The 12,256-nt window shown below is 50.8% G+C and carries 8 protein-coding genes; 4 read left to right on the forward strand and 4 right to left on the reverse strand.

Going from position 1 to position 12,256, the window contains the following annotated elements; translation table 11 throughout:
• Positions 1–285: 285 nt before the first annotated feature.
• The 3 genes from ldtD to FDW94_RS06040 all read left to right on the forward strand — a co-directional run bounded on the left by ldtD (position 286) and on the right by FDW94_RS06040 (position 3,439).
• Positions 286–2,037 carry a L,D-transpeptidase gene (gene ldtD, locus FDW94_RS06030; RefSeq protein ID WP_137377294.1) on the forward strand — a complete coding sequence of 584 codons (1,752 nt, stop codon included), beginning with the start codon at positions 286–288 and terminating at the stop codon, positions 2,035–2,037.
• Between the two features lie 177 nt (positions 2,038–2,214).
• Positions 2,215–2,763, forward strand: a complete 549-nt coding sequence (locus FDW94_RS06035; RefSeq protein ID WP_003831948.1) for a YcbK family protein — start codon at positions 2,215–2,217, stop codon at positions 2,761–2,763.
• 28 nt (positions 2,764–2,791) lie between these two features.
• Positions 2,792–3,439, forward strand: a complete 648-nt coding sequence (locus FDW94_RS06040; protein ID WP_003831949.1) for an MBL fold metallo-hydrolase — start codon at positions 2,792–2,794, stop codon at positions 3,437–3,439.
• A 53-nt stretch (positions 3,440–3,492) separates the two neighbouring features.
• Here the strand turns inward: FDW94_RS06040 and aspC are convergent, their stop codons facing one another.
• From aspC to pncB, 4 genes are all read right to left on the reverse strand, one after another.
• The gene (gene aspC / locus FDW94_RS06045; protein WP_048235707.1) at positions 3,493–4,683 is read right to left on the reverse strand and encodes an aspartate transaminase; all 1,191 of its coding nucleotides are present in this window, start codon (positions 4,681–4,683) and stop codon (positions 3,493–3,495) included.
• 183 nt (positions 4,684–4,866) lie between these two features.
• The gene (gene ompF / locus FDW94_RS06050; protein ID WP_048235705.1) at positions 4,867–5,943 is read right to left on the reverse strand and encodes a porin OmpF; all 1,077 of its coding nucleotides are present in this window, start codon (positions 5,941–5,943) and stop codon (positions 4,867–4,869) included.
• A gap of 600 nt (positions 5,944–6,543) precedes the next feature.
• On the reverse strand, positions 6,544–7,944 hold the full coding sequence (gene asnS, locus FDW94_RS06055) for an asparagine--tRNA ligase (RefSeq protein ID WP_020996514.1): 1,401 nt from the start codon (positions 7,942–7,944) through the stop codon (positions 6,544–6,546).
• A gap of 166 nt (positions 7,945–8,110) precedes the next feature.
• The gene (gene pncB, locus FDW94_RS06060) at positions 8,111–9,313 is read right to left on the reverse strand and encodes a nicotinate phosphoribosyltransferase (RefSeq protein ID WP_003836860.1); all 1,203 of its coding nucleotides are present in this window, start codon (positions 9,311–9,313) and stop codon (positions 8,111–8,113) included.
• Between the two features lie 266 nt (positions 9,314–9,579).
• Between pncB and pepN the strand changes: the two genes are divergently transcribed.
• Entirely contained in the window at positions 9,580–12,192 is a 2,613-nt protein-coding gene (pepN, locus tag FDW94_RS06065) for an aminopeptidase N (RefSeq protein WP_071444989.1), read from the forward strand.
• Positions 12,193–12,256: the final 64 nt, after the last annotated feature.

Here is a 12,256-nt window from a genome sequence, read left to right on the forward strand (position 1 = left end):
TTACTGAAACTGAGGCGCTAACTGACTGGCATTACGGCTACATGGCCGCCTTATTTTTTTCCGAAAAGACTTCATGCCTGGTGTAATTTCTTTAGACTTCTTTACATTAGGTTAGGCAAAAAGTTTTTGATGTTTATATACTAAAGGTAAGCCTAACGCGTCACAGGCTTGCTCGTCATACTTCAGTTTGTATTGGCGTTTTACAGGTCCGACCCTCGTCAGAATAAAGAGGAATACAGACGGCCTGGCTATTCAGAGTATGATAAAGAAAACAGGGGGCAAGGGATGTTGCTTAATAAAATGTGTGGTCGTCGGCTGTCGGCAATCAGTTTGTGCCTGGCCGTAACATTCGCTCCACTGTTCAATGCTCAGGCCGATGAGCCTGAAATGATCCCTGGCGATAGCTCTGCGACCGTCAGTGAACAGCCAACAGCGTTATCGCAGCCGCAGGTTCAATCTTCTGCGACGGCCATCATGGCGGGTATTCAACCGCTGCCAGAAGGCGTGTCTGTCGATAAAGCCCGCGCCGAAATACACTCTCAACTGCCAGCAGGTTATACGCCGGTTTACATGAGCCAGCTGGAACTGCTGTATGCCGCACGCGAAATGAAGCCGATGTGGGAAAATCGTGATGCGGTAAAGGCATTTCAGCAACAGTTAGCCGAGGTCGCAATTGCCGGCTTTCAGCCGCAGTTCACTACCTGGGTTGCACTTCTGACTGACCCGGCAGTAACCGGTCAGGCGAGAGACATCGTGCTCTCTGATGCGATGATGGGGTATCTGCACTTTATCGCTAACATCCCTGTCAAAGGTAATCGCTGGCTTTACAGCGATAAGCCCTATGCGCTAACGACGCCGCCGATTTCCGTCATCAACCAGTGGCAGGTCGCACTGGATAACGGTCAACTGACTTCATTTGTGGCCAGCCTTGCGCCTCAACATCCGCAGTATGTAGCCATGCATGAATCACTGCTCAAGCTGGTGGGCGATACACGTCCCTGGCCACAGCTCACCAGTACAGCAACGCTGCGTCCGGGGGAGTGGAGTAATGACATCCCCGCGCTACGTGAAATTTTGCGTCGAACCGGGATGCTGGAGCCTGCCGTCAGTACGTCTGGCAAAGAAGGGCGTGGCACCTACGATCGTGAATTGGTTGATGCGGTAAAGCGTTTTCAGACGTGGCAGGGACTTGGCGCAGATGGCGCGATTGGCCCTGCGACGCGTGACTGGCTGAACGTGACGCCTGCTCAGCGTGCGGGCGTGCTGGCGTTAAATATTCAGCGCTTGCGCCTGCTGCCGAGTGAGCTGTCTACCGGTATCATGGTGAACATTCCTGCCTATTCGCTGGTTTATTATCAGAATGGCAATCAGGTGCTGGCCTCGCGCGTTATTGTCGGGCGTCCCGATCGTAAAACGCCGATGATGAGCAGTGCGCTGAATAACGTGGTCGTTAACCCTCCGTGGAACGTGCCGCCGACGCTGGCACGTAAAGATATTCTGCCTAAGTTATGGAATGACCCGGGGTATCTTGAACGTCACGGCTATACCGTAATGCGCGGCTGGAACAGTAAAGAGACGATAGATCCGTGGCAGGTTGACTGGGCGACCATCACTGCGTCCAATCTGCCGTTCCGCTTTCAGCAGGCTCCGGGTGCACGTAACTCGCTCGGCCGCTATAAATTCAATATGCCGAGTTCGGACGCTATTTATCTGCACGATACGCCGAACCACAATCTGTTCCAGAAAGATACGCGGGCGCTAAGCTCCGGATGCGTGCGTGTGAACAAGGCATCTGAGCTGGCGAATATGCTGCTACAGGATGCGGGTTGGAATGATACGCGCATCTCGGATGCCCTGAAGCAAGGGGATACGCGGTATGTGAATATTCGCCAGAATATTCCGGTCAACCTCTACTATCTGACCGCATTTGTCGGCCCTGATGGGCGCACGCAGTATCGTACAGATATTTACAATTACGATCTGACAGCGCGATCCAGCGCACAAATTGTGTCAAAAGCCGAGCAATTAATCAGATAAATGAAGCAGTTCGAGGAAAATGATTGTCGTAAGTTATGCTGGAAACGGGGCAAAATGGCTGTGAGCCCCGTATTTCCTGGGGTTGGGAGCCTTGACGTGGACTACTTAGCCAGATAAGGTTTCCCGCGTGCGCTAGAGCATACATACGATAACATTGACCTTGTAGACCTTAATACCATGGACAAATTTGACGCTAATCGCCGCAAACTGCTGGCGCTTGGTGGTATTGCCCTCGGCGCTGCCATCTTGCCTACGCCTGCGTTTGCAACACTCTCTACCCCACGTCCGCGTATATTGACTCTGAATAACCTGCATACCGGTGAGTCAATAAAAGCAGAGTTTTTTGATGGCAGGGGCTATATTCAGGACGAATTAGCAAAACTTAACCACTTTTTCCGTGATTTTCGGGCCAATAAAGTGAAATCCATTGACCCGGGACTGTTTGATCAACTCTTCCGTCTGCAGGGCCTGCTGGGCACGCGTAAACCCGTACAGCTGATCTCAGGCTATCGCTCTATCGATACCAATAATGAACTCCGTGCACGTAGCCGTGGTGTGGCCAAGAAAAGCTACCACACTAAAGGTCAGGCCATGGATTTCCATATTGAAGGCATCGCATTAAGTAATATTCGCAAAGCTGCGTTATCTATGCGCGCAGGTGGTGTAGGATACTACCCCAGCAGTAACTTTGTGCATATTGACACTGGCCCTGCACGGCACTGGTGATCCATAAGCTTAATGAAACAGGAGCTGTATGAACTATCGTATTATTCCGGTCACTGCATTCGCCCAGAACTGCTCGCTAATCTGGTGTGAGCAGACTCGTCTGGCCGCGCTGGTCGATCCCGGCGGCGATGCCGAGAAAATCAAACAGGAAGTGGATGCCAGCGGTCTGACGCTAATGCAGATCCTGCTTACTCACGGTCATCTTGACCATGTTGGGGCGGCGGCTGAACTGGCACAGCATTATGGTGTACCGGTTATTGGCCCGGAAAAAGAAGATGAGTTCTGGTTACAGGGACTCCCTGCTCAGAGCCGCATGTTTGGCCTGGGAGATTGTGAGCCGCTGACGCCCGATCGCTGGTTGAATGAAGGTGACCGGATAAGCGTTGGCAACGTGACGTTACAGGTTTTGCATTGTCCGGGTCATACACCGGGACATGTGGTCTTCTTTGATGAGCAATCAAAGTTACTGATTTCTGGTGACGTGATTTTCAAAGGTGGCGTAGGGCGCAGCGATTTCCCGCGCGGTGATCACAGCCAACTGATCGATTCGATTAAACGTAAACTGTTGCCGCTGGGCGATGACGTAACGTTTATTCCGGGTCACGGCCCACTTTCTACGCTGGGTAACGAACGGCTACATAACCCGTTCCTGCAAGATGAAATGCCTGTCTGGTAATTCGTTTAATAAATAAAAAGGCCGCATTTGCGGCCTTTTTTGTGCGCGATAGATTACAGTACTGCGACAATCGCTTCGCACAGCGGCGCCATGTTGTCTGGCGTCATTCCTGCCACGTTTACGCGTCCGGAAGCGACAGCGTAGACACCAAACTCTTCACGCAGACGCAGAACCTGCTCTTTGGTCAGGCCGCTAAACGAGAACATGCCGTTCTGTTTGATGATAAAGCTGAAGTCGCGGTTTGCACCTTTCTCTTGCAACGTATTCACAAACAGTAAACGCATGCGCTGAATGCGCTGGCGCATATCAGTCAGTTCCTGTTCCCAGATGGCACGCAGCGCATCGTTGCTAAGAATCGTGGCCACTACGGATGCACCGTGTGCTGGTGGGTTGGAATAGTTAGCGCGAATGGCTGATTTCATCTGGCTGAACGCACGGTCAACGGTTTCAGTATCGGCAGCAACCAGCGTACAGGCGCCTACACGCTCATTGTACAGTCCAAAGTTCTTGGAGTAGGAGCTGGCAACGATCAGCTCTTTGTGCAGAGCCGCAAATGCGCGCAGACCTTCTGCATCTTCTTCCAGGCCACGGGCAAAACCCTGGTATGCGAAGTCGAACAGCGGTAACCAACCTTTTTCGACAGACATCTGAGCCAGCGTTTGCCACTGTTCCAGCGTAGGATCGATGCCGGTAGGGTTATGGCAGCAGCCGTGGAATAGCACTACGTCGCCAGCCTGCGCTTCGCTGAGGCTTGCCAGCAGCGCATCAAAATCTAACGAGTGGTTTGCTGCATCGTAATAGTTGTATTCACAAACTTCGAGGCCTGCAGAGTTAAAGACGCTCTTATGGTTCGGCCAGCTTGGATTGCTCACCCATACGCGTTTAGCCGACGTATTTTTTGCCAGGAAATCAGCTGCCACACGCAGTGCACCAGTGCCGCCAGGGGTCTGTGCGGTACGTGCACGCTTATCGTTGATCAGCGAACTTTCTTTACCAAACAGTAATTCCTGAGTGCAGCGACCAAACTCTGGAATACCGTCAATGCCAAGGTAATTTTTGGTGGTTTCATTTTCCAGTATATATTGCTCGGCTTTTTTAACGCTGGTCAGCACCGGCGTTTTGCCTGTCTCATCTTTATATACACCGATCCCGAGGTTTATTTTTCCAGGGCGGTCATCGGCACGAAACAAATCAGCCAGACCCAAAATGGGGTCGGCAGGAGCGGCGGTAATGTTCTCAAACATGACGAGGTTCCATAGTGATTACAGAAGGGAAGTCCGCTATCAGGTTAACGGTAGATTTACAAAATGCCAACCGTTACTGACGAAAAGCTGAGGTGTTTTTTTAAGACGCAAGAATTCGCTAGCAGATATAAAAAAACAGGACCGAAGTCCTGTTTTATAGGCATTTAACAAAGAGGTCTGCTATTAGAACTGGTAAACGATACCGACTGCTACGGTGTCGTCAGAGTTCACGCCCAGTTTGTTATCAGAGTCGATCTGGTTGATCTGGTAGTCAACATAGGTGGACATGTTTTTGTTGAAGTAGTAGGTAGCGCCTACTTCAATGTAGTCAACCAGATCTTCGTTACCCACGCCTTCTACGTCTTTCGCTTTAGATTTGTTGTAGGAGAGGGATGGACGCAGACCGAAATCGAACTGGTACTGAGCGACAACAAAGAAATCTTCAGTTTTGTTGGCGAAGCCACTGTTTCCGGCACCTGAGATGCGAGTTGCGTTACGGGTTTCACCGTAGTTCGCTGCCAGGTAGATGTTGTTAGCATCGTATTTAACGCCAGTTGCCCACTGCTCAGCTTTTTTGCCGCCGTTAGCGTAGAAGGAGTTTTCCTGCGCGTTGGTACGGTCAGCTGCACCGTAAGCACCAACGATACCGAAGCCATCCATTTCGTAGCTTACAGAACCGCCAACGCCGTCACCGTTAGAACGACCGGTATTGCCATCACGCTCGTTTTTACCCAGATACTGGATACCGAAGTTCAGGCCGTCAACCAGACCGAAGAAGTTAGAGTTACGGTAGGTTGCAACACCACCCACACGGCCAACGAAGAAGTTGTCGCTGTATGCGGTATCACCACCAAATTCTGGCAGCATATCGGTGTAACCCAGTGCATCGTAAACGATACCGTAGTTACGACCGTAGTCGAAAGAGCCCAGATCGGCATATTTCAGACCAGCAAATGCCAGACGGGTTTTATTGCCGTTCTGAGCGTCGCTGCCGCCTTCAGAGTTATTACCGGCAAAGTTGTATTCCCACTGACCGTAACCGGACAGATCGGAATTAATCTGAGTTTCCCCTTTGAAACCAAGACGGGCATAAGTCTGATCGCCATCGTTGCCAGCGTTATCAGAAAAATAGTGCAGACCTACGGTTTTACCGTATACATCCAGCTTGTTGCCATCTTTGTTATAAACTTCTGCAGCGTTAGCTGCCCCGGCTACCAGCAGAGCAGGGATAACCACTGCCAGAATATTGCGCTTCATCATTATTTATTACCCTCATCGGTTTTTATATGACACCTGCCACTGCCGCCAATAAATTCCGTCAATCAAAATTTACGGAACTATTGATGAGAGTTTGGTGTCTTTATGTGTCTGACAGGCATCTTTCCATTCAAACTACCGTTTCGCTACCGTCAAAGTGCTACAAATATAAAGATTTGGTTTCAAAAAGAAAAAATGTGTAACAAATTATTATTTTTGTGCAACTTTGTGAACAGCGTCAAACTTCGGATGCCCCTGCGCTTAAAATTTTCGTTTTTATTTCTATTTATATGATTTTCTTATATTTAATTTTGATAAGGTCATTTTTTCTCCGTTATGCCGGAAAGTTCGGATTTTACAGGTAACGATTTTTGGACGTCTGGAGTGCCGTGCGAGAGGCTAAAAAATGTACTATTTAATCAGAAAATGCTAATCCACAATAAAATTGCTGATTATTTTTTGTGCAAATGTATTGCGATGAAATATTACGTAACAGGTGGAGGGGATTGAAAGGTTGTGTTTAACGTGAGATGGGTATCCAGATAACACGAAAAGGGTATAAAAAAGGCCAGCAATGCTGGCCTTTGAAACAATAACGCACGTTTAGAAGGTGGCGTTACGTGGAGTACGCGGGAACGGAATAACATCACGGACGTTCTGTACGCCGGTGACGTAAGCGATCAGACGCTCGAAGCCCAATCCGAAGCCGGAATGCGGAACGGTACCGTAGCGACGCAGGTCGCGATACCACCAGTAATCCTCTTTGTTCAGACCCATTTCCAGCATACGGGCATCCAGCACGTCCAGGCGCTCTTCACGCTGAGAACCACCGATGATTTCACCGATTCCCGGGGCCAGTACGTCCATTGCAGCAACGGTTTTACCGTCTTCGTTAAGGCGCATATAAAACGCTTTGATATCTTTCGGGTAGTTTTTCACTACCACCGGCGCTTTAAAGTGCTCTTCAGCAAGGTAACGTTCATGCTCAGAAGACAGATCCACACCCCAGTAAACAGGGTTTTCGAACTGTTTACCGCATTTTTCCAGAATGCTTACCGCGTCGGTGTAATCCACCTGCGCGAAGTCGGCGTCAATGAAACGTTCCAGGCGTGAAATCGCATCTTTGTCGACACGTTCAGCGAAGAATTTCATATCATCCGCACGCTCTGCCAGTACGGCTTTAAACGCGTACTTCAGCATCGCTTCAGCCAGGCCTGCAACATCATTCAGGTCAGCAAAAGCCACTTCTGGTTCCAGCATCCAGAACTCTGCCAGGTGACGACTGGTGTTAGAGTTTTCTGCACGGAATGTCGGGCCAAAAGTATAAATTTTAGACAGGGCGCAGGCGTAGGTTTCACCGTTCAGCTGACCGGAAACGGTCAGGAAGGCTTCTTTACCAAAGAAGTCTTTATCGAAATCGACTTTACCCTGATCGTTACGCGGCAGGTTTTCCAGATCCAGCGTAGAAACACGGAACATTTCACCGGCACCTTCCGTATCGGAAGCGGTGATCAACGGAGTCGATACCCAAAAGAAACCCTGCTCGTGGAAGAAACGATGCAGAGCTTGCGCCAGCGTATGACGTACACGCGCTACCGCACCAATCATGTTGGTACGCGGACGCATGTGCGCCACTTCACGCAGATACTCAATGCTGTGACGCTTGGCTGCCATTGGGTAAGTGTCAGGATCTTCAACCCAGCCCGTTACTTCAACCTCAGTGGCCTGAATTTCAAAGCTCTGTCCTTGTCCAGGAGATGCAACGACTTTACCCGTTACGATAACTGAACAACCCGTCGTCAGGCGCAGTACGTCCTGATTGTAATTGGGCAGAGAATTATTGATGACGGCCTGTACAGGATCAAAGCAGGAACCGTCATAAACGGCGAGGAAGGAGATGCCAGCTTTTGAATCTCGGCGGGTACGCACCCATCCGCGCACGGTGACTTCGCTGTCAACGGCTACGCGGCCCTGGAGTACGTCGGCTACAGGCACAACGCTCATAATATTCTCTCTGTTAATAGTCGGATATATAAACACATGTCCACCCGTAATGGGGGGATACCTATGTTACCTGGCATCTGCAATCAGACAAGCAGAATTCGTAGCTGGAGTGAAAGATTTCGGAAATAAACGCGAAAAAGGGAGCCAAAATGGCTCCCTGGAAGGCTTAACTGGCTTTTTTGATATGCGGAAGATCGAAGGCTTTGCGCAATGCACGAACAAATGCTTTATCGTGGCAGATGGTTTTACCCGGGCTGTCAGATAACTTCGCCACCGGTTTGCCGTTACATTCCACCAGCTTGATCACAATATTGAGTGGCTTAACCTGCGGAATGTCGCATGTTAGCCGTGTCCCAATACCAAAACTCAACTGTACGCGGGAAGAGAAGTGGCGGTAGAGTTCAATCGCTTTTTTCAGATCGAGATTATCTGAGAAGACCAGCGTTTTGCTCAGCGGATCAATACCCAGTTTTTCATAATGAGCGATGGCTTTTTCACCCCATTCCACCGGATCGCCTGAGTCATGGCGTAACCCTTGGTAGCGGGTAGCGAACTCAACGCCAAAGTCGCGTAAAAATGCGTCCATGGTGATGCAATCGGTCAATGCAATGCCGAGTTGATCAGGGTATTCATTTAACCAGGCTGCCAGGGCTACGCGCTGGCTGGTGGCAAGTTCTGGACTGATTTGCTGATGAGCCTGGAACCACTCATGCGCCTGCGTACCCATTGGGGTTAATGACAGGCGGCGGGCCAGATCGTAGTTACTGGTGCCGACAAACCAGGGCTCTTGCTGCAGGCGTTTAACGATAGCCTGCTGTACTTCGCGCGAAAAACGACGACGCGTACCGAAATCCATCAAATGGAAGCGGGACATATCGACATCTTTCGTTAAAGCAGAGAATTCTACTAGTTTGCTTTCCAGCTCATCGAGTGCTTGCGGGACGCCTGATTCAGGTGAACGGTAACGGTGTACCAGTTCGCTAATCACCGCTAACAGCGGGACTTCCCACATGATCACTTCACGCCACGGACCGGTTAAGCGGATGTTTAGCTTGCCGTTATCATTGGTGACGCAAACCTGTTCCGGGTTATAGCGGAAATCACGTAACCAGGTGAGGTAATCAGCTTTAAAGAAAGGCAGGCCGGAGAGCCACTGGTACTCATCCTCCTGCAGTCGCAGGTGCTGCATAGCATTCACCTGCTCACGAATAGAATCGGCATAAATACCGAGCAGGTCATCGCCACGGCAACGAAATTCAGCCGCTACTTGTACATCATAGTAGTGGTGAAAAACGGCTTGCTGCATATGCAACTTATAAGCGTCTGTATCCAGCAGCGAGTGCAGAACAGGAGAAGCGAATTGTGTCATAGGTGCGCAGTAGCATCCTCTCACGGGAGCGTTTAGTACAATAAACAACTAAGAAAACCGCTGGAGTATACCCTGTTTAGCGATTTATTGAACCCCGATCACACCATAAGCTCTCTTTCTGGTCGAGGGCAATTCGTGCCACGTGTTATGAAAATGTAGCAAAAAGGGTGTTTGTGCCTGAAAAGATGAACATTCTGCGTAGCGCGATTTACGCAACAGGAATAGACTGAAGCCGAGACTCTATTAAAGATGCTAAAGGTTTTTTTATGACACAACAGCCACAAGCCAAATACCGTCACGACTATCGTGCGCCGGATTACCAGATTACTGATATTGACTTGACCTTTGACCTGGATGCTGAAAAAACCGTGGTCACCGCAGTGAGCCAGGCTGTCCGTCATGGCGCGTCCGATGTGCCCCTGCGCCTGAATGGCGAAGATCTGACCCTGGTGTCGATCCACGTGAACGACGAGCCGTGGACAGAGTATAAAGAAGAAGAGGGCGCTCTGGTCATTAGTCAGTTGCCGGAACGTTTTACGCTGCGTATCGTGAATGAAATTAGCCCAGCGGCCAATACCGCGCTGGAAGGACTGTACAAGTCTGGCGAAGCGCTGTGCACCCAGTGTGAAGCGGAAGGGTTCCGCCATATTACCTGGTATCTGGACAGGCCTGATGTCCTGGCGCGTTTTACCACCAAAATTATCGCCGATAAAACCCAATATCCGTTCCTGCTCTCTAACGGCAACCGTGTGGCGCAGGGCGAACTGGAAAATGGTCGTCACTGGGTACAGTGGCAAGATCCGTTCCCGAAACCGTGCTATCTGTTTGCGTTGGTAGCCGGTGATTTCGACGTTCTGCGCGATACCTTTATCACCCGTTCCGGGCGTGAAGTGGCGCTGGAACTGTACGTCGATCGCGGCAACCTTGACCGCGCGCCGTGGGCGATGACCTCGCTGAAAAACTCCATGAAATGGGATGAAGAGCGCTTTGGCCTCGAGTATGACCTCGACATCTATATGATTGTCGCTGTGGATTTCTTCAACATGGGCGCGATGGAGAATAAAGGTCTGAACATCTTTAACTCCAAATATGTGCTGGCACGTACCGATACAGCCACCGACAAAGACTACCTCGATATTGAGCGCGTTATCGGTCATGAGTATTTTCACAACTGGACCGGCAACCGTGTGACCTGCCGTGACTGGTTCCAGTTGAGCCTGAAAGAAGGCTTAACCGTGTTCCGCGATCAAGAGTTCAGTTCCGATCTTGGCTCACGCGCGGTAAACCGCATCAGCAATGTGCGCACCATGCGTGGTCTGCAGTTTGCTGAAGATGCCAGCCCGATGGCGCACCCTATCCGTCCGGATATGGTCATTGAAATGAACAACTTCTATACCCTGACCGTGTACGAAAAGGGCGCTGAAGTCATTCGTATGATCCACACCCTGCTCGGTGAGGCTAACTTCCAGAAAGGGATGCAACTGTACTTTGAGCGTCATGACGGAAGTGCTGCAACTTGTGATGATTTCGTGCAGGCGATGGAAGATGCTTCTAACGTTGATCTCTCCCATTTCCGCCGCTGGTACAGTCAGTCCGGTACGCCGATTCTGACCGTGCGTGATGACTACAATCCGTCAACTGAGCAGTACACGCTGACGATCAGCCAGCGCACGCCGGCCACGCCGGATCAGGCCGAAAAACAGCCGCTGCATATTCCTTTCGCCCTCGAGTTGTATGACAACGAAGGGAAAGTGATCCCGCTACAAAAAGGCGGGCACCCGGTGAATTCTGTACTCAACGTCACCCAGGCAGAGCAGACGTTTGTCTTTGATAACGTCTACTTCCAACCGGTTCCGGCGCTGCTGTGCGAATTCTCCGCGCCGGTAAAACTGGAATACAAATGGAGCGATCAGCAACTGACCTTCCTGATGCGTCATGCGCGTAACGATTTCTCTCGTTGGGACGCGGCGCAAAGCCTGCTGGCGACCTATATTAAGCTTAACGTTGCCCGTCATCAGCAGGGACAACCGCTGTCGCTGCCGGTACACGTGGCTGATGCATTCCGCGCAATTTTACTGGATGAGAAAATCGATCCGGCGCTGGCGGCAGAGATCCTGACGCTGCCTTCAGTAAATGAAATAGCCGAACTGTTCGACATCATCGATCCGGTGGCGATAACCGAAGTACGCGAAGCGTTAACCCGCACGCTGGCGGCCGAGCTGGCAGATGAATTCCTCGCCATCTATAACGCTAATCATCTTGATGAGTACCGCGTTGAGCATGCCGATATTGGCAAGCGTACGCTGCGTAACGCCTGCCTGCGTTTCCTGGCCTTTGGCGAAACCCATCTGGCTGACACGCTGGTAAGCAAGCAGTATCGTGAAGCGAACAATATGACCGATGCGCTGGCGGCTCTATCCGCGGCAGTGGCGGCGCAACTGCCTTGTCGCGACGCGCTAATGCAGGAGTATGACGATAAGTGGCACCATGACGGTCTGGTGATGGACAAATGGTTTATCCTGCAATCCACCAGCCCGGCGAAAAACGTGCTGGAAACGGTACGCGGCCTGCTGAAGCATCGCTCTTTCAGTATGAGTAACCCGAACCGAATCCGTTCGCTGATCGGTGCCTTTGCAGGTAGCAACCCTGCGGCATTCCATGCGGAAGATGGTAGTGGATATCAGTTCCTGGTCGACATGTTGACTGAGCTTAATAGTCGTAACCCGCAGGTGGCGTCACGTCTGATTGAGCCGCTGATTCGCTTAAAACGTTATGATGCAAAACGTCAGGCGAAAATGCGTGCGGCGCTGGAACAGCTGAAAGGTCTGGAGAATCTCTCCGGCGATCTGTTCGAGAAGATTGACAAAGCGTTAGCCTGAAACGTTGACCTGTAGTTTAGTAGGCCGGATAAGGCGGTAACGCCGCCATCCGGCAAAAGGCCCG

It is taken from the genome of Citrobacter sp. wls757 (assembly GCF_005280935.1).
Classification (GTDB): domain Bacteria; phylum Pseudomonadota; class Gammaproteobacteria; order Enterobacterales; family Enterobacteriaceae; genus Citrobacter; species Citrobacter portucalensis.